The sequence below is a fragment of the Pseudophaeobacter sp. C1-32P7 genome, assembly GCF_041008775.1.
GTDB lineage: Bacteria > Pseudomonadota > Alphaproteobacteria > Rhodobacterales > Rhodobacteraceae > Phycobacter > Phycobacter gallaeciensis_A.
Genome location: NZ_JAXGFR010000010.1, coordinates 160,707 through 181,773, shown reverse-complemented (window position 1 = coordinate 181,773; position 21,067 = coordinate 160,707). Strand labels below are relative to the sequence as shown.

At 60.3% G+C, this 21,067-nt stretch carries 18 protein-coding genes and 1 tRNA gene; 8 read left to right on the top strand and 11 right to left on the bottom strand.

Annotated elements, in window-relative coordinates:
- The first annotated feature begins 49 nt into the window (after positions 1-49).
- A complete protein-coding gene (locus SM763_RS15625) occupies positions 50-1,441 on the top strand; it encodes a hypothetical protein (RefSeq protein ID WP_368999103.1) in 1,392 nt (463 codons plus the stop codon).
- Between the two features lie 381 nt (positions 1,442-1,822).
- Here SM763_RS15625 and SM763_RS15620 read toward each other — a convergent pair whose 3' ends face one another.
- The 5 genes from SM763_RS15620 to SM763_RS15600 form a co-directional block, all read right to left on the bottom strand.
- A complete protein-coding gene (locus tag SM763_RS15620; protein WP_274839873.1) occupies positions 1,823-1,978 on the bottom strand; it encodes a hypothetical protein in 156 nt (51 codons plus the stop codon).
- Between the two features lie 171 nt (positions 1,979-2,149).
- Positions 2,150-3,160, bottom strand: coding sequence for an AraC family transcriptional regulator (locus tag SM763_RS15615; RefSeq protein ID WP_368999102.1), 1,011 nt, complete (start codon positions 3,158-3,160; stop codon positions 2,150-2,152).
- A 647-nt stretch (positions 3,161-3,807) separates the two neighbouring features.
- A complete protein-coding gene (locus SM763_RS15610; protein ID WP_368999101.1) occupies positions 3,808-5,004 on the bottom strand; it encodes a UbiH/UbiF family hydroxylase in 1,197 nt (398 codons plus the stop codon).
- 74 nt (positions 5,005-5,078) lie between these two features.
- The gene (locus tag SM763_RS15605) at positions 5,079-5,327 is read right to left on the bottom strand and encodes a hypothetical protein (RefSeq protein WP_274829657.1); all 249 of its coding nucleotides are present in this window, start codon (positions 5,325-5,327) and stop codon (positions 5,079-5,081) included.
- Between the two features lie 204 nt (positions 5,328-5,531).
- The gene (locus tag SM763_RS15600; RefSeq protein WP_368999100.1) at positions 5,532-6,176 is read right to left on the bottom strand and encodes a pyrimidine 5'-nucleotidase; all 645 of its coding nucleotides are present in this window, start codon (positions 6,174-6,176) and stop codon (positions 5,532-5,534) included.
- Between the two features lie 144 nt (positions 6,177-6,320).
- On the opposite strand from SM763_RS15600, the gene SM763_RS15595 reads away from it, so the two are divergent.
- Complete coding sequence (locus SM763_RS15595; protein ID WP_065273565.1) at positions 6,321-6,971, top strand: GntR family transcriptional regulator; 651 nt, start codon at positions 6,321-6,323, stop codon at positions 6,969-6,971.
- A gap of 28 nt (positions 6,972-6,999) precedes the next feature.
- Here the strand turns inward: SM763_RS15595 and SM763_RS15590 are convergent, their stop codons facing one another.
- A complete protein-coding gene (locus SM763_RS15590) occupies positions 7,000-8,778 on the bottom strand; it encodes a glycosyltransferase (protein ID WP_368999099.1) in 1,779 nt (592 codons plus the stop codon).
- A gap of 343 nt (positions 8,779-9,121) precedes the next feature.
- Positions 9,122-10,285 (bottom strand): glutamine-hydrolyzing carbamoyl-phosphate synthase small subunit, encoded by a 1,164-nt coding sequence (carA, locus tag SM763_RS15585; protein WP_065271201.1) that lies wholly within the window; start codon positions 10,283-10,285, stop codon positions 9,122-9,124.
- 182 nt (positions 10,286-10,467) lie between these two features.
- On the opposite strand from carA, the gene SM763_RS15580 reads away from it, so the two are divergent.
- On the top strand, positions 10,468-10,941 hold the full coding sequence (locus SM763_RS15580) for a GatB/YqeY domain-containing protein (RefSeq protein WP_065271200.1): 474 nt from the start codon (positions 10,468-10,470) through the stop codon (positions 10,939-10,941).
- A gap of 77 nt (positions 10,942-11,018) precedes the next feature.
- On the opposite strand, the gene SM763_RS15575 is transcribed toward SM763_RS15580, so the two are convergent.
- The 3 genes from SM763_RS15575 to SM763_RS15565 all read right to left on the bottom strand — a co-directional run bounded on the left by SM763_RS15575 (position 11,019) and on the right by SM763_RS15565 (position 14,342).
- Positions 11,019-11,774, bottom strand: a complete 756-nt coding sequence (locus SM763_RS15575) for a prephenate dehydrogenase/arogenate dehydrogenase family protein (RefSeq protein ID WP_368999098.1) — start codon at positions 11,772-11,774, stop codon at positions 11,019-11,021.
- Between the two features lie 209 nt (positions 11,775-11,983).
- Positions 11,984-12,478, bottom strand: a complete 495-nt coding sequence (locus SM763_RS15570) for a DUF2244 domain-containing protein (RefSeq protein WP_368999097.1) — start codon at positions 12,476-12,478, stop codon at positions 11,984-11,986.
- A gap of 160 nt (positions 12,479-12,638) precedes the next feature.
- Positions 12,639-14,342, bottom strand: coding sequence for a cytochrome c oxidase subunit I (locus tag SM763_RS15565; protein WP_065271198.1), 1,704 nt, complete (start codon positions 14,340-14,342; stop codon positions 12,639-12,641).
- 241 nt (positions 14,343-14,583) lie between these two features.
- Between SM763_RS15565 and SM763_RS15560 the strand changes: the two genes are divergently transcribed.
- Positions 14,584-15,006 carry an HIT family protein gene (locus tag SM763_RS15560; RefSeq protein WP_274829652.1) on the top strand — a complete coding sequence of 141 codons (423 nt, stop codon included), beginning with the start codon at positions 14,584-14,586 and terminating at the stop codon, positions 15,004-15,006.
- A 365-nt stretch (positions 15,007-15,371) separates the two neighbouring features.
- Here the strand turns inward: SM763_RS15560 and lipB are convergent, their stop codons facing one another.
- Positions 15,372-16,055: a lipoyl(octanoyl) transferase LipB gene (gene lipB, locus SM763_RS15555; RefSeq protein WP_368999096.1), complete on the bottom strand. Its 684-nt coding sequence runs from the start codon at positions 16,053-16,055 to the stop codon at positions 15,372-15,374.
- 133 nt (positions 16,056-16,188) lie between these two features.
- On the opposite strand from lipB, the gene SM763_RS15550 reads away from it, so the two are divergent.
- The 4 genes from SM763_RS15550 to SM763_RS15535 all read left to right on the top strand — a co-directional run bounded on the left by SM763_RS15550 (position 16,189) and on the right by SM763_RS15535 (position 21,066).
- A complete protein-coding gene (locus SM763_RS15550; protein WP_368999095.1) occupies positions 16,189-17,820 on the top strand; it encodes a peptidoglycan-binding domain-containing protein in 1,632 nt (543 codons plus the stop codon).
- A 170-nt stretch (positions 17,821-17,990) separates the two neighbouring features.
- Positions 17,991-18,077 (top strand) — tRNA-Leu (locus tag SM763_RS15545).
- Positions 18,078-18,375: 298 nt separating this feature from the next.
- Entirely contained in the window at positions 18,376-19,353 is a 978-nt protein-coding gene (locus tag SM763_RS15540) for an ABC transporter substrate-binding protein (RefSeq protein ID WP_368999094.1), read from the top strand.
- Between the two features lie 3 nt (positions 19,354-19,356).
- On the top strand, positions 19,357-21,066 hold the full coding sequence (locus SM763_RS15535) for an ABC transporter permease (RefSeq protein WP_368999093.1): 1,710 nt from the start codon (positions 19,357-19,359) through the stop codon (positions 21,064-21,066).
- Position 21,067: the final 1 nt, after the last annotated feature.

Here is a 21,067-nt window from a genome sequence, read left to right as displayed (position 1 = left end):
GCCGGGCGCCAGCGCGCCCGGCCCCTGATCCGTAGGAGCCCGTCGTACAATGCGCATTCTCGTTCTTCTCAGCATTCTTCTTCCTGTGGCGGCTGCCGCGCAGGACAACCTGGTTTTCATTGATCAGATCGGTTTGGAAAACGAGGCGCTGATCGATCAGGTCGGAAGTGGCAACCAATTGGGCCTTGATACGGATGTCGCGCTGCAGGAGGGTTATTACAACAGCCTGATCGTGACCCAGACGGGGGCGGACAACCAAGTAGGCACCATCGGACGGGGCTTTGAGCAAAGCGGCAATTCGCAGACACCTACGATTTTCAACCAGGTCGACATCACCCAAGGCTCCAACAGCAACCTTGTGGGAGAGGTACTTCAGGCCGCAACCGGGGCCATCCCATCTGGCGCCAACCGCCTGTTCATTCTGCAAGGACAGTCCGGGTCGGGAGATGGCAACCAGATCATCACCGTAATCCAGGAACAGCTGAACGGAATGCCTGGTCAGATTGCCCAGATTGAACAGACCGGCACTGAAAACACTCTGCTGCGGGTCGAGCAGCGGTCCGAAACGGCCGCGCAATTCGCCGAGAACATCATCCGCGCCCGGTTCACCGGATCCTACAACGGTCGCGGTCAGCTGACCGGACCTGCTTTGCTGTCCCGCGCCCTCGACAACGCGCTCATCCAGCGTATCGGCTACGATAATATGGGTGCAAACGGCAATGAAATGGATCTGACGGTTTCTGGGGATTTCAACCGCTTTGGCATCTTTCAGGGCGGACGCCGCAATTCGGTCGGTTTCGTCACAATCACCGGCGACACAAACGAAGTGGGGCTGCGCCAGGATGGTTTGCAGAATGATATCACCATGTCCACGGTCGCTGGCGATGAAAACCGGGTCGGGGTGGGGCAGATCGGCACGAACCGCGCCTGGGTGGAGCTGACGGGGTTCAGCAATCGGAACGACATTCTCGGGCTGCAGGAAGGCACCAACGATCTGGAGTTCTATGTCGAAGGAACTGGCAATATCGCCTCAGCGGACCAGAACTATTTGTCAGGATTGGGGGGCGGCAATGCCGCGGAATTCCGCATTCTCGGAGACAACAATTTCCTAGACCTTCTGCAACAGGGGCAAAACACGGCTGTCTTTCTTGTTGAAGGCGACCTGAACAATGCCGCACCTGCAAGCTTCACGGGTGTTGCAGCCAGCGATCCAGGTCTGACGCCGGGTTTCTTCAAGCAACTTGGCTTCGGGAATGATGCCACGACATCCATCACCGGGGACGCAAACCTCGTTGCCGCGGTACAGGACGGTGATGTGAATGGTTTCACGGTCATCATTGTCGGCAATACGAACCAGGGCGCCGTCGCACAGCGCGGAAACGCGAACGACGCGTGGATTTCTCAAAACGGGACCGGAAATACGGCTGCAATCATCCAATAATCTGGCCCCCCTTTATCTCTGCCAATATCGTGCACTTGCGGAGCGGAGAGGATGTAAGCGCTTTGCCGCGCTACCGGCCTTGGCGGACGGTTCTGTATGGGGCGCTTCGTCTTGCGCCGCCGAACTGCAACATGGAGTTGACCAGAAGCGGCTGACGCCCGGTGTCCGTCAGCGGGATGTGACCGGTTCCCCCTGCGACGATGCCGCCTGTCAGGTGGCGGGCGGCGGCGGCGAATTCAGGGGTCAGGTAGGGGCTGGACGCGGCGCTCAATTGGGGCAGGCAAAGCCGTGAGGCCCACAGGAACGGATGAGTCGAGAGACGGGCTTCACCGGACGGATCGAGAAAGAATGCTGCTTTCACGGTTGATTGGCGTGACCATGCTATCGTGTTTGAGAGTGACCAAGAAAGGCGAGCTGTCCCTGAAACTGGCCGCCATAGACGCCGGAGGACCGGGGCATCGTAATGGGAAGAAGCACAAGACCGGCCGCCATGGCAGCGGCCAGTGCCAGTGCAAGAAGAGAAGTCATTTCTTTCATTTGCGGTTTCCACTTCCTGGGCTGAATGGTTTTAAAGACGCACTGGCCGTCTGGCGCATGGCGTACTCAAGGTATCGTTACATGTTTTGTACGGCGTTCCGGGGGCGGGGGTCTTGGCAGGTTCTGCCAGCCATATGACCCTATCTGCCAAACCGGGGGTCCACGCTGCAGTTATTGGGTCGCTGCAGCCTGCCGGTATTGGGCAGGTGCCTGGCCAACCCAGCGTTTGAAGGCGCGGCTGAACGTACTTTGTTCGGAAAATCCGGTGAGGAATGCGATCTCGGCGATCGAGAAGTCGCTTGTGGTCAGCAGTTCATGGGCAAGTTGGGTTTGGGCCTGTTTCAGGGCCTCTCGATAAGTCAGCCCCTCTTCGGACAGGCGGCGGTAGAGAGTGCGTTCGCTCATCCCCATGGCGCGCGCGATGTCGCCCGCTTGCGGCAAGCCATGTTTCAGGGCCTGTGACAGGTGGCGCATCAGATCGGTCATCAGCGGTGGGTTCTTGTGCAAGGCACACATTTCCTCATCCAGATGCCGGATCAGGAAGTCGGACACCGCCTTGTCTCCGAGCCGGACCGGCAGATCCAGCGCGGTGGAGGGCAGGGCAAGGGCGTCCTGGTCGGCGCCGAACCGGACCTCGCAGCCAAAATACTCGGCATAGCGTTCAGGCGTGCCTCGGCAGGGGTGACGAAAGGATGCATAGGAAAACTGGATATCCTGTCCCAACAGGCAGCGGATCTTGTGAGCAAAGCTGGCCAATGCGCATTCATTGCGAAATTGCAGGACGGGATGAGTGACGGAACGCTCTTCGATGATCAGGCGAGCAGGATCCTGAGTGTCATCAAAAAGATAGTCGACAGTGTCGGTCATGAGCCGGAAATAGCGCTCGATAAGGCGCATGGAGCTGCGAAGATCAGGTGCCGTCTTGATCGCAAGCCCCAGCACCCCGAGATCGTCCAACTGGATGGTCTCCGCGTAAGTGGAAATGAGAGCGACCTCATCTTCCTGGGTGCTCCGTATCCAGTCCAGTGCGTTGAAATACTCGGCCTCGGGCATGATCCCATCCGCGCCCGGCCGAAAGCGATAAACAACTTTCCCTTCAGAGAGCAAAGCACCGTCGTCCGACATCGTCAGACCAGCGGCATTGGCCATCGTCGCCACAAATGTTGTTGTTACACTTGGCATTCGACTCTCCCTGTTTGGGAAACGAAGATAATTTATCTTTTGGTTTAGGGATAGAGACTTCGGGGTGTCCTTGGCGCCACCACGGGCGTCGTTGCTGCGCCTGTCGGCTCCATTTGGGTGCCTGACGCGCTGTGGGGCGGTGGCAGCGCCTGCAATTTGGGGCTGGTCCGTCATAATGTGCCTCCTCCCTGATGATCCGTGAGTTAACTGATCAGTCAACGCTCTGTAGGGTGTACTGATCGGTACGGAAATGTCAATGTGATTCTTTTCTGATCCGCTTACTTCACAAGTTGGAGAGGGAAAATTTAATACTTTTCAGTAACTTAATAACTTGTTTGCAAAGTTCATGCGCGCGTGAGTGAAAACGGATCGGTACACCTTTGGAGTGAGTTCGGCGGTGCGATCATGAAGTAAGGTCGTGGGCAGGGCGCCGTCTAGGCCGATCGCGATAGCGACATGCCGTGGCGCCCGCAGAACCCAGCCAGACGGAGGCTCGCTGAGTAAATGAAAATCACGCCATATCCGAAGCGTTCTCAGACGCCTGCAACATGGCAGCAGGGCACTGCGACGTTAGCCGCAACGGGAAAGGCCCGCCAACTATGGCAGGCGCGGCATCCACCATGATGCGCCCGAAGTTCTTTGCCTGGTTATTTTACGCCAAGGCCCATCTGCATCAGGGTCCGGCGCACCGGCGCCATTGAATAGAGCGCATTGAGGCCAAAGGCACGTAGATCGCGCAGCGGGCGCGGTGCCAGCATCGAGGTGCGGTTCAACAGGTCGATGCCTTTGACGCGCAGCATGATGTCCTTGTGGCGGGCCTTGTTGTAGGCCTCCAGCATTGCAGCATCGCCCAATCCCTCGGGGCGGGCCTCGGCCAGTTCCAGCAGACAGCGCAAATCGCTCAACGACATGTTCAGCCCTTGGGCGCCAATTGGCGGGACGACGTGGGCCGCCTCTGCCATCAGCGCCAACCGCTCGCCGTTCAGCCGCTCAGCCGACTGGCTGATGATCGGCCAGATGGTCCGGCGGGAGGCCAGCGTCAGATCACCCAGCAAGCCACAGCTGCGCCGGGTCATCGCGGCCTCGAACTCTGCCGTCTCCATCTGCAGCAACTCGCTCGCCCGCGGACCGCGTTCCATCCAGACTACGGCTGAGGACGGCAAGCCTTGATAGTCGGGCAGGGGGACCAGGGTGAATGGCCCGCCCGAGCGGTGGATTTCGGTCGAGACGTTTTCATGTGGGACCGGATGGGTCACCGCAAAGGCCAGCGCCTTTTGACCGTATCGGGTGGTCTTGACCGGAATGCCTGCGGCCTCGCGCATCGGGGAATTGCGCCCGTCGCAAGCAAGAACCAGTTTCGCCTTTTGCTGGCTGCCGTCGGTCAGGGTCACGCGAGCTTCGTTCAGGCGGGTGAACAACTGCGTGGTGCCAACGCCCGGGCGGAAATCCACATTCGGCAGATCAGCCAGCGCTGCGACCAGCTCCCGGCGCAACAACCAGTTGGGCAGGTTCCAGCCAAAGGGCTGGTCCGAGATATCGGCGGCGTTGAAATCCCGCACCACCCGCGGTTCGGGGTGCTCTCCGCCAGCATCGACGATGCGCATGATCTGGAGGGGGGCGGCGTGATCGGCAAGTCGGGCCCAAAGGCCACAACGCTCCAGCAACTCGCGGGCGGGCTGCAGGACTGCGGTGGTGCGCAGGTCGGAGCCATCGACGTCCCGCTCGGTAATCGGGGGGGCCGGGTCGACGCAGATCACCCGGAACCCGGCAGAGCCAAAAGTGGCGGCGGCTGTCAGTCCGGCGATGCCGCCGCCGGAAATCAGGATGTCACAGGTCTGGTCCATGGCTGCCGCCTTTCATCGTCCGTCTGCCCTGAGATATGCCCCAAGGCAGAGGAATGACAAGCGGCATATGGTCCTTATCCGCGCGTGATCAGGATCAAGAGCGTGAACATCACCGGTACAAGGCACAGGGCCGGTATATAAAGACCGGGAACGCCGAACATGACGACCGAGCAACCCCAGAGGCTGACGAAGGTGCCAAGCGCGTAATAAATGTTGTCCTTGGCGCCATAGGCGACCTCTTTGCAGATCCGGCCCAGAAGGGGGATGGCAAACAGCAGCCGCTGCCAGAGAGACAGGCGTTCGGGGAGGGTATAAGCAGTCATATCGCGTTTCCTGTATGTATTACTGCGGCTTCATCTAGGTCAGGAAAGGTGACTATTGCAGGCGAGATTTCGTCGCAGTCTGCTTAAGCGTGGAAAACCGCTCAGCTGAGCCGAAATTTACCGCGGTTCAGCAGCCATTCTGCCGCGCCGGACGACCCGGTGCAGCCATTGATTGGATAAGGGTACGGGGGAGCAGTGCCGGTTCTACAATAGGCGGCTCAGGAACCCTGTCAGATCATCAGTATGGTGATGGATGTGATCGCCGTCATGCGGGGCTGGCGCGACATGGACGGTGCGCATGCCCATGGCGTGCGGTGCAGCCAGATTGCGGGGATCATCCTCGAACATGGCGGCGCTTTGTGGCGCAATGCCCGCCTTGGCAAACACGGTGTCGAATGCCTGCCGTTCGGGTTTTGGCCGGTAATCGGCGTGTTCGACGCCATAGATCCCGTCAAACAGCCCAGCCAGACCGCGCGCTTCGAGAACCCGCTCGGCATAGGGGGCGCTGCCGTTGGTATAGACGATCCGGCGCCCCGGCAGATCCTTGATCCGCGCGGCAAGCTCGGCATCCGGGTCCAGCGGCGCAAAGGAAATGTCATGCACCGCAACCAGATAGGGATCGGGATCAATGCCGTGCTCTTGCATCAGCCCGGCCAGGGTGGTGCCATGTTCACGCCAGTAGTGTTTGCGCAGACGGTCGGCCTCGGCGTGATCCACGCCCAGTTCGGCCATCACATAATCGGTCATCTTGACCTCGATCTGATCGAACAGCCGCGCCGAGGGCGGGTAAAGCGTGTTGTCGAGGTCGAAGACCCAGTGACGGACATGAGAGAAATGTGATTTGACCATGCCCTTCGATTAAGTTGGATGCGGCTGTTTTGCAATGCAGCGCGGCTTTTCTGGCCTGCGTGATTTCGGCGCAAATTGAGCAAGAGGCTTGATTGGCCGGGGCCGCACTGTAGAAAAGACCGGATGAAATCCAACGGAAAGACCATGAACCAGCACCGCAGCACCCAGAAAGACGCCTATGCGCTGATCCTTGAGGCCATCGACGTAGGCGTCTACCGGCCCGGCGACCGACTGGTGGAAAGTGATCTGGCCGAACGCTTTGGCGTCTCCCGCACGCCGATCCGTGAGGCCCTGCAACGGCTTGAGACACAATCGCTGCTGGAGCGGGACGGCAGGTCGCTGATCGTGGCCTCGCTGGATCATAACCAGATGGCCGAGCTCTATGTGGTGCGGCGCGAACTGGAAGGTCTGGCCGCGCGGTTGGCAGCCCAGCACGCCACCGAAGAAGAGATCCGTGTCCTGCAGGAGATGGTGAAGGCCGATGATCAGCTGGTCGATGATCCGACCGAGCTGGCCAAGGCGAACCGGCGCTTTCACGAACAGATCCACCTTGCCTCGCACAACCGCTATCTGGTCCAGCAGCTCAATCTGGTGCACCGGACCATGGCCCTGATGGCAACCACTTCGCTGGCGGCCAAGGGACGCGGTAAGATCGCGCAATCCGAGCATAAGGGTATTGTTGATGCGATCAGCAGGCGCGATGCGGATGCTGCGGCAGATGCCCTGAAAGATCACATTTCTATCGCCTTCATGACCCGTCTGAAACAGGATGCTGGCGACCGCAGCAAAGGCTGAGAGTCAGGTTGCGACTCTTGCAGGCAGGTCAACTCTGTGCGCTGCTGCAGGCCTCGGCCTGTTCTGCGCTCCGTGTCTGTGGGTCATAATAATCGTCCGGCGCGTGGACCCCATGATCGGTCTTGTCCCAGAAAAACGGATGAAAAACCAATTCATAGAGGCCCTTGTAGGCGGCGACGACTCCCATAGGATAATAGAACAGAAGGCAAGGTGCCCACAGGGCCAGCCATCGCCGACGGGTCACAAAGGCTGCGACAACAGCCGTTATCTGGTTCAGGAGCTCAAAAATTACGATGCTTGCGACGGCGAGCGCCAGCCAGCCTTCGGGAACCGTGTCTGCGCTGGGATGAGGCAGCCCCAAGGCGACGAGCCAGAAGCTCCACAGGAATGGCGCGAGCAGAAATTGCCCGACAGAGCACAGAAAGAAGATCTGGAAGCCGATGAACCGCGACCAGCCAAGATCCCGAAGAAGCTGCGCCGGGGATCGCATGTGGACGCAATAGGTCACCATGAAACCTTTGAGCCAGCGTGATCGTTGCTTAATCCAGGGCCAAGGGCGGCAATTGGCCTCTTCATAGGTGGTGGAGGCCAGCATCTTGGTGCGATAGCCCGCTCGGAACAGGCGCACGCCCAGGTCGGCGTCTTCGGTCACATTGTGGGCGTCCCAGCCGCCAATCCGGTTCAGAATGTCGCGCCGGATGAACATGGTGGTGCCGCCAAGCGGAACGACCAGCCCCATGCGTGCAATCCCATGCAGGATAATGCGGAACCAGCTGGCGTATTCCAGCGTAAAGCAGCGCGCGATCCAGCTGGCGCGAGGATTGTAATAATCCAGGACACCTTGCACACAGGCCAGTTCAGGAGGAGCATGGGCAAAGGCCGCAGCCACCCGGTGCAGCTGATCGGGCTGCGGCGCATCCTCGGCATCCCAGACGCCGATGATCTCACCCTGGCAGTGGTTCAGCGCGTAGTTCAGCGCCCGAGGCTTGGTCTTCAGGTCCGCATAGGCGGGCACCCTGATCACCCGGATCCAATGGGGCAGCCGGGCCTTTTGCACCGCCCGCAGGGTGATGGCGTCATCCTCTTCCAGCACCAGGATAACCTCCATAAGGTGGCGCGGATACCGCAGTTTCCGGAGCCGGTGCAAAAGCGCGCTGCTGATTTTTGCCTCACGGAACAAGGGCACCAGGACGGAGATGCGGGGCAATTGATCCGGTCGCAAAAGGCTGCGGTGGGGCAGGGGCGGGCGGTAACGCTCTGCAAGAAAGCCTGCGAGACCGATCACCCGAAAGCCAGTAAACAGCAGGAGCAGCGCAAGGGACAGCGCGCTGAAGGCGTTGAAAACGAACATCGGAACCAGAATGGTCAGGCTCAGCACCATCCCCATCCACACCGCCATTGCCATATGGAGCCTGCCATGGGCGAGGAAGCGGCTGCTCATCTCGGATGGCACGCTGACGCTGGCGTTCCGGACCATCCGGTGCCGCAGGGTGCGCGTCAGAAGGTCCTGCACCTGCACCTTGCGGGCAAGAACCGGGATCACTGTGCCAAAGGCATTGCGCAGTTGTGCCTGAACCCGGTCGGCCTGGCTGAGATCCGCCATGGCCACAACGATGGAATCCCCCAGCCGCATCCAGGGCACGGCAGAGTTTCGCAGCCAGAAGGCCGGGGGCATTTTGTGTAGAAGGTTTGGGTCAGGGCGGGCTTTTGCCAGCTCGACATAGCGGAAAATGTCTGGGTCAGAGGCTTTGTTCCCCTGGGACGTTTGCGCGCATTTTTCAAAGGATCGCGTGGTCCTTGGCAACATGGACTGCAGGCTGTCTGGCGGGGTTTTTCCATGCTGCCGCAGGGTTAGCGCACGAATAGCTGCGTCCGCCGGTGGTCCGGCGCTGGGCGCTGGCGGCTGGCGCGGATTGATCCTTGCCGGAGGGGGGCCGAAAGCGGAATGGTTCCTACTTTTTTGGTTCTGACGCGCGGTGAAATGAACCTGCGCCTGATGCGCCCGGATGAGCGCGCTTGCCGGACGTCGCAATCCCTGTGTGTGTTTGCCCATATCAGATCAACCCCAGATGGAATGTGGGGCTACGGTTGCCGCCCATGGTTAATGGGCGGTTAACAGTGCTGAGCTTGGGGTTTTCCCGGGGGTCTTTTTACGAAGCCTTGCGAGTCGCCATGGCTTCCGCAAAACGTTCGAAAAGGTAAAAACTGTCCTGCGGACCGGGGCTTGCCTCCGGGTGGTGCTGTACAGAATAGACAGGGCGCCCGGTCATGGCGATGCCACAGTTGGAGCCGTCAAAGAGCGAAATGTGGGTCTCTTCCACGCCTTCGGGCAGGGACTGCGCGTCTACTGCGAACCCGTGGTTCATCGAGGTAATCTCAACCTTGCCGGTGGAATGTTCTTTCACCGGGTGGTTCGCCCCATGGTGGCCGTGGTTCATCTTGACCGTCTTACCACCCAGCGCCAGCGCCAGCATCTGGTGTCCAAGGCAGATGCCAAAAACGGGCAGATCGGTGGTGTCGAGGATCGTCTTGATCATCGGCACGGCATAGGCGCCGGTGGCCGCCGGATCGCCAGGGCCATTGGACAGGAATACTCCGTCAGGATTATGGGCGAGCACCTCTTCGGCCGTGGCCGTTGCAGGTAGAACGGTCACATCGCAGCCCGCAGAGGCCAGGCAGCGCAGGATGTTGCGCTTGGCGCCATAGTCGACGGCGACAACTTTGTGCTGGGGGGCCTCCTGACGGGTATAGCCTTCGGGCCAGGCCCACCGCATTTCGTCCCAGCGATAGCTTTGGGCGCAGGTGACGTCCTTGGCCAGATCCAGACCTTCCAGACCGGACCAGCCACGGGCGGCTGCAACCAATGCTTCCACGTCGAAGTTGCCTTCCGGATCATGTGCCAGTGCCGCATGCGGAGCGCCCTGCTGGCGGATCGCGCGGGTCAGGCGCCGGGTGTCGATGCCGCCGATGGCGATGCGTCCGGTGCGGGTCAGCCAGGCTTTCAGCTCTTCGGTGGCGCGCCAGTTGGAGGCCAGCGTCGGGTCCCATTTCACCACCATGCCAGCCGCAACCGGATCGCCGGTTTCGTCATCCTCGGGGGTGACGCCGGTGTTGCCGATATGCGGGAAGGTAAAGGTCACGATTTGCCCGGCATAAGACGGGTCGGTCATGATCTCCTGATAGCCGGTCATCGCGGTGTTGAAACACAGCTCGGCCACGGTTCGTCCTGTTGCGCCGAACCCGGTTCCGTAAAAGACGGTTCCATCAGCAAGCGCAAGGCACGCGGTTGGCTTGGACGGTGCGGTATCGGCCATGACACGACTCTCCATGAGGTGAAATTCAAGGGCTTGTAGGGGGTGGTTCAGAGCGGGTCAAGAGCGCTGCGCACAGGCGCGACAAAGCCTGCAGGCAAAGGGCGTCAGAGCGCGCGCTTGAAATGCGGCTTTCAATTGGATAAACGTCCGAATTCCGATGCCATGGGGATGGGTACAGAAAAATGGATACGCGTACACGGGTCAATCAGGCCCTGAAGCAGGCCATGAAAGACAAGGCAGCCGAACGGCTGGCAACGCTTCGCCTGATCAATGCCGCGATCAAGGACAAGGAAATTGCCGCGCGCGGTGATGGTGAGGAAGGCAGTATCGGCGATGCTGAAATCCTCGGGATTCTGGGCAAGATGACCAAGCAGCGCAACGAAAGCGCCCGCGCCTATGAAGAGGGCGGTCGTCTGGACCTGGCTGAGCGGGAACTGGCGGAAATTACCATCATCGAAGAATTCCTGCCCAAACAGCTGACCGAAGAAGAGATCCGCAGCGCGGTCAAGAGCGCGGTCAGCGACACTGGTGCGGCCTCGATCCGGGATATGGGCAAGGTCATGGGTGTTCTGAAGTCCAAGTACACCGGGCAGGTCGATTTTGGCCTTGTCGGCCCAATGGTCAAGGACGAGCTGTGCTCTGAAGGCGGCTGCTGAGACAGCTGCCAGATCGGGCATTCGCCATGAAAAATTGAGTGCGTAAAAAGGCCCGCATCGCTGCGGGCTTTTTGCTTTTATGGCAGTTCGGCATCCAGAGCGCCGACCACGGCCCCGGCCTTGCGCAGGAAATCTTCGCGCACCTTTGCGGCAAAGGGATTGGCCTCTGCAATTGCGGCAAAGACGCCAGGGGGATCCCCCTGAACCATCTGCACCGCTTCGACCAGTCGGTCAAAGCTGGCAGTCGTCATCCGGGCGGGCAGGGGGCCCATGTCGGACAGGGTCCGGGCAATTAGGTGCGTTAGCCCCTGAACGGTGGCGGCCTCAATATCGTGCTGCTCGGCCGTGGTCAGAATCACCTGTAGGCCCAACACCGTTCTGAGAAAGGCCGCCAGGGGCAGGTGAGACCTGCCGCGTATGTTGCAAAGGGCAATCTTGTGACCAGCGAGGCCAGCGCGGGCGCTTTGCGGGCCAAAAAGAGGGTGGGTGCCCACGAGGTCAACATGATCCGGCAGGCGGCTTTGCATGATTTGTACCGGCTCCAGCTTGACCGAGCCGACATCCGCGACAATGGCGCCGGGCTGAAGGTATGTGCGGATCTCACTACATACGCTCCCGATGGCATGAACCGGCACCGCGAGGATCACCAACGGGCAACCAGCGGCCGTGGCCAGATCGCCGGAGCGCTGGTTCGGTCCTGAGATGGCGTCCGGTGGCAGGGCTGGATCGCAAATCACGAGCGGTACATGCGGCGACAGGTGGCGGGCGATCAGCTTACCGAATTGGCCAAAGCCGATCAGGCCAACCGTGTGGATATGAGGCATTGAAGTCATCGAAACGCTCCGGTGTGCCACGATACCGGAGGAGTGTCTGATGCTGCTGCTGACCGCCGGATCGCGGCGGGTGAACATCAAAACAGGTGTATGCGGCCGCCGTTATTGAAACAGCGGATAATAAACGGTGCTGAAAAGAGGCGTCGTTTTACACATGCAGGCTGAGTAGCCCGCGGACCGGGGAAAGTCAAAACCCGATTTCAGCAGGCTCAGCCCCGCAGTGCCGATTGCAGGTCGTCATAGAGTGCCTTGCGCTCATCCTCGGACAGGAAGGCGCCGATCTCGACCTCCCGGCCTCCGCCGCGCAGGGTCACGTAATTGGGCACTGGTCCATCATGGGCGTGCAGTTGGACGGTGGTCCAATGGCGGTTGCAATGCCAGCTTTGATGTCCGCCGCGGGGGCCGGTGCGCTCCAGCCGGGCCTCTTCTGGGCCCAGCGTCAGGACCTCCAGGATCTGCCGGTCGCGTCGGCTGCGGTCCAGCGCCCATTTCATGCCGAAGAGGGTGATCAAAAGAAACGGCAAAAGCCCCCAAAGAACGAAGGATCCAAGCAGCGGCAGCAGGGGCACCGAAATCAGAACGGCAGTCAGGGCCAGAAACCGCACGTAGCCTTCTACGGGCAGGGATTGATGCGGCCACAGGTGCAACTCACGAGGGGCACCGCCATCTGCGGCGCTGTCGGTGGGGGTCCAGTTGTAGGGCATGAGACGAGCAGGATGTAGGGATTGGATAGAGCTTTGAAGTATGGTCCCGGCGGGCAGGTTTTCAAGGCGCGCTTTGTCGCAAAAGAGAAGATTGAATCTACGAAAAAAGGCCCCGGAGCAGATGCTCCGGGGCCTTTTGTTTTACTGTGTCATCCACCTTTTAGTGGGAGTGGGAACGATCCCAGTCTTCCTGTTTGGGCAGGATTTCAAAGGTGTGCTCGGGCGGCGGCGAGGGCAGCGTCCACTCAAGCGTATCGGCATATTCGTTCCAGTAGTTGTTCTGGGTGATACGTGCGCCGCGCAGCAGCGAGTAGATCACGACACCGAAGAAGAACACGAAGGATGCGAAGGACAGGAACGCGCCGTAGGACGAGATCTTGTTCCAGTAGGCGAAGCCTTCGGGATAGTCGATGTAACGACGCGGCATGCCCTGACGGCCCAGGAAGTGCTGGGGGAAGAAGGTCAGGTTTGCACCGATGAAGAACATCCAGAAGTGAATCTGAGCGCCGATCTCGGAGTACTGCTTGCCGGTCATCTTGCCGAAGTAGAAGTAGATGCCTGCGAAGATCGCGAAGACAGCACCCAGCGACATCACGTAGTGGAAGTGAGCAACCACATAGTAAGTGTCGTGATAGGCACGGTCCACGGCGGCCTGCGACAGAACCACACCGGTCACACCACCAACGGTGAACAGGAACAGGAAGCCAAAAGCGAACATCATGGGCGCTTTGAACTCGATGGAGCCGCCCCACATGGTTGCGATCCAGGAGAAGACCTTAACCCCGGTGGGAACCGCGATGACCATCGTCGCCAGCATGAAGTAGGCCTGCTGGTTCAGCGACATACCGACGGTATACATGTGGTGCGCCCAGACGACGAAGCCCAGAACACCGATCGCAATGATCGCCCAGACCATCGGCAGGTAACCGAAGACCGGCTTCTTCGAGAAGGTCGCGATCACGTGGGAAATGATACCAAAGCCCGGCAGGATCACGATGTACACTTCCGGGTGGCCGAAGAACCACAGGATGTGCTGGTACAGGATCGGGTCACCACCGCCTGCGGGATCAAAGAAGGTAAAGCCGAAGTTACGGTCCATCAGCAGCATGGTGATGGCGCCGGCCAGAACCGGCAGCGACAGAAGGATCAGCCAGGAGGTAACGAAGATCGACCAGGAGAACAGCGGCACCTTGAACAGGGTCATGCCGGGGGCACGCATGTTCAGGAAGGTGGTGATCATGTTGATCGCGCCGAGGATCGACGAAGCACCCGAAACGTGGACGGCGAAGATCGCCAGGTCCATCGAGAAACCGCCTTCATTGACCGACAGCGGCGGGTAGAGAACCCAGCCCACGCCAGACCCCATCTGGTCGTTGCCGCCCGGTGCCAGCACCGAGGCAACTGCCAGCGAGGTACCAGCCACGTAGAGCCAGAAGCTGAGGTTGTTCATCCGCGGGAACGCCATGTCCGGCGCGCCGATCTGCAGCGGCATGAAGTAGTTGCCGAAACCGCCGAACAGTGCCGGGATGACCACGAAGAACATCATCAGGATGCCGTGCGCGGTGATTAGAACGTTCCAGAGGTGTCCGTTCGGGGTACATTCACCCGGAACAGATGCCGCCATCGTGCTCAAGAAGCCGCTGATGAGACCTTTGTCCAGGTGCTCCATGCACATGTACTGAACGCCGGGGTCCATCAGCTCAAGCCGCATGAACACGGTGAACGCGACGGAAATGAAACCTGCAAGCGCCGAAACGATCAGGTAGAGAATGCCGATATCCTTATGGTTCGTGCTCATGAACCAGCGGGTGAAAAAACCGCGCTCGTCTTCGTGGCCGTGACCATGAATGGCTGCGTCTGCCATTTAAGGTGCCTCCTGTTGCAAAACTTAAGGCCACTGGGAGGGTTTCCGGGCGGCCTAGACTCGATGTTGGTTTTAGAGCGCCCTTAAAGGGCCTTCAATGGCGGAGTTTGATCTGGATCAAGAATAATTGTCGCGGGGGGGGGCTTTTCTGGGGGGCATTCCTATCGCGGATCGGCAATGTTAGACCTGCGCCAGCCCGGCGCGCAAAACCGGGAGACCGCTAAGGATGGAGAGACAGCCGATGCCCGCCTATGATTCTGACAATATCTTTGCAAAATTGCTGCGCGGGGAAATCCCCTCGGCGCGGGTTTATGAAGATGATGATACTCTCGCTTTCATGGATATCATGCCCCGGGCAGATGGGCATCTGCTGGTTATCCCGAAAACACCCTGCCGCAACGTTCTGGATGCCAGCCCCGAGCAACTGGCGGCCGTCATGCAGACCGTGCAGAAAATGGGCCACGCGGTGCTCAAGGCTTTTGACGCGGACGGTGTCACCATCCAGCAGTTCAACGAGGCCGCAGGTGGGCAAGAGGTGTTCCACCTGCATTTTCACGTGCTGCCACGCAAGGAAGGCGACAAGCTGCGCCCGCCGGGCAAAATGGGCGACATGGAGCAGATCCAGGAACACGCGGCCAAGATCCGGGATGCGGTCGCCGGTTGACCGGCTGACGCAGTGCTGAACGACATCGCTGCCGCATCTTTTTGAAGGGCGGCGGCGAATATTAACTCGACCGAAAACTGGGCGTTGTTCGGGGGCGGACCGACCGGGTGCTGGTCAGGCGTTTTGCCTGTGCCTAAGATGGCCGTCCATGCCCGCCTCCTGCCTCTGGTTCTTCGGCCAGCCTTCTGGGGGCGGGGGCACAACAAATTGGTGGGTTTGGGCGGTTCTCTATTGCATTGGTCTGCCGACGCGGCTTCCCTGACAGTCAATATAAGGTGGCAAAGCGGTCACTTCCTGTGACTGTGCCGACCTCACACTGATTTGGGGTGTTTTTGCTCGATCACGCCGGGGCAGCAATCCTGGGATCAGGCGGAGCAGGATGCTCCGTTGGCGGCGGCCTCTGCCCCGAAGACCTCATCGAAGCTGCGGCGCAGGGCGACATCGACATCGGCCATGGTGACGGGCAGGCCCATATCCACCAGACTTGTGACGCCATGCTCCGTGATGCCGCAGGGCACGATTCCGCTGAAATGCTCCAGATCCGGTTCCACGTTGATCGAAATTCCGTGGAAACTCACCCATTTACGCAGGCGGATCCCGATCGCGGCGATCTTGTCTTCTGCGATTTCTCCCGTCGCGGTCCGCGGTTTGTCCGGGCGTTCGATCCAGACGCCGACACGGCCGCAGCGGATGTGTCCGGTCAGGTTGAACTCCGCCAGCGCGCGGATCACCCAGTCTTCCAGCTGCTGCACAAAACGGCGCACATCATGGCCGCGTTTACCCACGTCCAGCATCACATAGACAACCCGCTGACCGGGGCCGTGATAGGTATATTGCCCGCCGCGTTTTGACGGGTAGACCGGAAACCGCTCTGGGTCGGTCAGGTCTTCCACCCGCGCCGAGGTTCCGGCAGTGTAAAGGGGCGGATGTTCAAGCAACCAGATGCATTCATCTGCCTCGCCTGCGGCGATGGCAGCGGCCCGTGCCTCCATGAAATCGGTCGCTTCCTGATAATCGACGGGGGTGTCGGATGTGATCCAGTCAACCATTGCAGGGCACCTCTGATGGAGTTTTAGGAAAATGGAAGTCCAATGCTGCAGGAAAAAATCTGCAGAAAATCAGCATTTTCAGGGTATCCTATTTGCAACGATTCTTTTTGTTGTTCAATAGAGGGCCTGTTTCATGTTCCGTACCCCGATCAAGACCGCGCTTGCGGCGACCCTGTTTCTATCTGCCCCTTCTGGCCCCGTTGCTGCTGATAATCTTGGGGCCGCTCTTCTGGGCGGCATTGTCGGCGGCGCCATCGTCAATGAGGTGAACCGCAACAAGAAACGCCGCACCGTCAGCCAAGGCTATTCGGCCACGCGGGCGCACAACCGTGAAACGCAGGCTTCTCTCAACTACTTCGGCTTCCCGGCGGGTACGCCGGATGGCGTCATGGGGCGTCGGTCCCGGACTGCCATCAGCCAGTACCAGGTCCATATGGGTTTTCCGGCAACCGGTCAACTGACCGCCTATGAACGGGATTTTCTGGTCTCATCCTATAATCGTGCCCAGATCGGTGGCCCGCAGGTAATCAAGGCGATGCAAGGCCCCAACGGCGTGCGCGGCTTGCTGCACACCTGGCGGGATGAGGCCGCAGGCGTGCGCAGCGCCAGCACCGGCTATGCCGGACTGCCGATCGAGGTCAGCGATGCTGTCGACGAAATCGCCGCCTCTGCCGAACCGAGCGCCGAACAACTGTTGCAGCGCTCCGGGTTCATGCAGCTGGCGGACATCAACGGCGACGGCAAGAACGATTATCTGATCGACACTTCCGTTTCGGGCAGCTCTTTCTGGTGCGGCGCCTCGCATTGTTCGGTCATGGTCTTTGCCTCGACCCCGCAGGGGTACCAGCGCAACGATTTCATGGCGCGCGGTGTCACGACGGCGAGCTTCTCCTGCCATCAGGGCGTGTGCCGCATGAATGATGCGATGCAGGCCTCGGGCCAGGGGGCAGGGCAGGCGGTACCCGCAGCCCCGGCGCCTGCAACACCTCCGGCTGCGTCGCAGCAGGGCGGCACGGTGATGGCATCGGCCGGTGGTCAGGCGCTCGGAGCGATCCCGACCTTCAACGCGCCTTCGCAGGCGGCACAGACGGCCTCTCTGGCAAGCCATTGCAGCAAGGTCAGCCTGCTGACCAATTCGAATGGCGGTTATATGACCGTGTCGACGATGACGGACCCTGATCTCGCGCTGGGAGAGCAGTTCTGCATCGCGCGCTCCTATGCGATGAATTCCGGCGAAGCCATCGTGGCGACCCTGACGAATGTGACCTCGGCGCAGGTGGACAGCCAGTGCGATTCCTTTGCCCCGGCGATCCAGCCTTTCCTGGCGCGACTGGACTCTGACAACAGTCAGGCCGTCATGGCAGATGTGCAAAAGTTCGTGCTGCAATCCAACATGTCGATTGATCAGCTGGCCAACACGGCGGCCGTTTGCATGTTCTCGGGCTATCGCCGAGACAAGCTGGATATCGCGATGGGATCGGCGCTGATCATGGTCGCCATCGGCAAACGCCCCTACGCCGAGCTGATCGGCCACCACATGTCGCAGGGGTTCGGTGCAGCCAAATCCGTTCCTGCGGCACAGGATTGGTACGGCGTTGCTGTCTCGGCTCTGGAAAATGGCGCCGAAGCGGTCTTTTCGCCCGGCCAGCCGGAGCGCGCTGGTCTGATCAAGGCGGCAGCTGCGCAACTCGGTCGTTCCGGCCAACTGCAACCCGTACCGGCCTCTGGAGCCGCGGCGGCCTTGCCGACATTCTCGAATAACTGATCTCCGATCCCACTGCGGAAAGGGGCAGTCAACCGGGCGATTGCGGGCCAGTTGAAGTCTCGTTTCAGCGGTCACAAATTTTCGAAGAGGCAAGATGTCAATTTCGGCATTTTGCCTCTTCACATCACCAGGCGGCTCGTCTATACGCCCCTACATCAAGCCTAGGCAGTGCGGTCGTGGCGGAATTGGTAGACGCGCAGCGTTGAGGTCGCTGTTCCTTAACCGGAGTGGAAGTTCGAGTCTTCTCGACCGCACCAACTATCTTCCCTGAGTTGATTGATCTGAGCGTTCCCATGTCGAGGAGCGTAATCGCAGCGGGTCGTTTCCTGCTTGCAAATCAACCAAGCGGTCTGTTCACCCAATGAGACGGGCGCGGGCGTTGGTTGGCATCTGTACGCATGCATGGGGCTGGCAGCAATGCAGGCCATCTGATTGGCAGGGCCTTTGGGTTTGCGGAAATAAGCGCGCTGTCGGCTTTTCAGGCCTTCCGTCGGAATGTTGTTACACGGCACTGCTAGCCCGGTGAGCAATCGTAACCACTCTACGGAGACTCACATGCGTTTCGCTCTTTCCGCGCTCGCCGCCGCCTTGCTGTCCACGTCTGCGTTTGCCGCCGATGTGTCGGGCAAGCTGGTTGTCTATACCTCGCAGCCCAACGCCGATGCCCAGCAGACCGTCGATGCATTTCAGGCCAAATACCCCGACATCGAGGTCGAATGGATCCGCGACGGCACCACCAAGATCATGGCCAAGCTGCGGGCAGAGTTCGCGGCCGGTGCGCCGCAGCCCGATGTGCTGCTGATCGCAGATATGGTCACCATGGAAGGGCTCGAGGCCGAAGGGCGCCTGATGGCCTACCCCGAGGCGGACACATCGGCCTATGACCCGGCGTTGATGGATCCGGAAGGGCATTATTTCTCGACCAAGCTGATCACCACCGGCATCGTCTACAACACCGGCGCCGAGATGGTGCCGACCTCCTATGCCGATCTTCTGAAGCCCGAAGCCAAGGACAAGCTGGCGATGCCTTCGCCGCTGACCAGCGGCGCCGCGACCATTCACATGGCCGCGATCACCAGCAACCCCGATCTTGGCTGGGACTTTTACGAAGGCCTCGCGGCACAGGGTGCCAACCCCAAGGGCGGCAATGGCGGCACCTACAAGGCCATCGCCGGTGGTGAGAAGCTTTATGGCTTTGTTGTCGATTTCCTGCCGATCCGCAACAAGCTGGCCGGTGCCCCGGTCGAGTTCGTCTTCCCCGAGGAGGGCGTGTCGGCCGTGACCGAACCGGCCGCGATCCTGTCGACTGCCAAGAACCCCGACGCGGCCAAGGCCTTTGTAGACTTCCTGATCTCCGAGGACGGCCAGCAGATGGCATCGGACATGGGGTATCTGCCCGCGCATCCAGGCATCACCCCGCCGGAAGGTTTCCCGGCGCTGCCCGATATCAAGCTGCTCGAATTTGACCCGGCCAAGGCACTGGCTGAAGACACCGAGAGCAAGATGAAGTTCACCGAGATTTTCGGCGGCTAACCCTTGTCCCGATTGAATTATTTCCGCAGCGGAGAGGGGCTGGCCCTTGCCGCTGCGGTGCTTTTTGCCTTGTTGGTTCTGGTCTATCCCCTCAGCCTATTGGCGCGTGTCGGGATAACGCAGGACGGCATGCTCAGCCTTGCGCCGCTGCTGGAGGCCCTTGGCTCCCGCTCGGTCTTGCGCGCCTTCTTCCATTCTCTGGAAAGCGCCTTTTTGTCTTCTATCCTGTCATTGGTCGCTGGGACGGGGATCGCGCTGGTCATGGGGCTGACCGATATCCGCTGGAAGGGGGCGTTCACCTTCCTGCTGCTGATCCCGATGATGGTGCCGCCGCATGTGACCGCGATTGCCTGGATACAAGCGATGGGGCCGTCCTCGCCGATCCTTCGCAGTTTGGGCATGGCGCCCGAACTGGGGGCGACCCATCCGCTTTATTCCAAGGGGGGCCTCGTCTTCCTTCTGGGCGTGCAGCATACGCCACTGGTTTTTTTGGTGGTGCTGGCCGCCCTGCGCAGCCTGCCGCGGGAAATGAGCGACGCCGCACGGATCGCCGGGGCCCGCAGTATGGGGCTGTTGCGGCGGATCATTCTGCCTTTGCTGGCGCCAACGCTGATCGCAGCCTTTGCGCTGGCCTTTGTGTCGTCGCTGGGCAATTTCGGCATTCAGGCGCTGCTGGGCATTCCGGCCCGCTATATCACACTGCCGGTGCTGATCTGGCAGAGGCTTGCAAGCTTCGGACCTTCGGTCCTGACCGATGTTGCGGTGATTGCTTCCCTTTTGGCGGTGCTGGCGGTGACGGTCATTCTCGTTCAGACGCTCTTGCTGCGCCGTACCCGCAACACGCTGATCGGGCCGCCGCAACCGCCACTGCAGATCCGGCTCGGCCGGTTGCGGATCTGGACCGAAGGCGCGCTGGCGGGGCTGGTCTTTGCGACGCTGGTGCTGCCGGTTTCGGCGCTGCTGGCGACCGCTCTGGTGCGCACCTACGGGCTGCCGCTGAATGCAGAGACCATCACGCTGGACAATTTCACCGAGGTTCTGTTCCGGCAGGCTGTCACGGCGCGGGCGTTTCTGAACTCCTCCCTCAGCGCAGGTGTCGCCGCCGTTGTGATTTCCGTGGGCTGTATCTTTGTGTCGCGGTTCATGGCCTCCCGCAGGGGCGCCACGCGGCGCACCGGGATGGGCATCGCTACCCTGGCCGAGATGACCTATGCCATTCCGGGGTTGGTGATCTCGATCGCTTTCATCCTTGCCTTCCTGAAGCCGCTGCCGGTTCTGAACATCGCGCTCTACAACACCTTCGGGATCATCTTTCTTGCGTATCTTTGCGCGTTCTTTTCCGTCGGGTTGAAGCCGGTCAGTGCCGCCTTCGTGCAGCTTGATCCGGCGCTGGAAGAGGCCGCCCGCATCGCTGGGGGCGGCTATATGTTCCGGATGCGCCGCATCTTTGTGCCGCTTGTCGCACCGGCAGCGGCCTCAGGCGCGATCCTAGTGTTCCTGACGGCCTATAACGAAGTGACAGTCTCGGCTTTGCTGTGGTCCTCGGGCAATGAAACCATTGGCACCACGATCTACAATTACGAGGATGGCGGCTACACCACCCTGGCGGCGGCCATGGCAAGCGTCACGATTGTGGCGACGGTCGCGCTGATGGTGGCGCTGGACCGGCTCGGCAAGAACGCTCCGCGTGGCGTGGTGCCTTGGCGCATCTGAC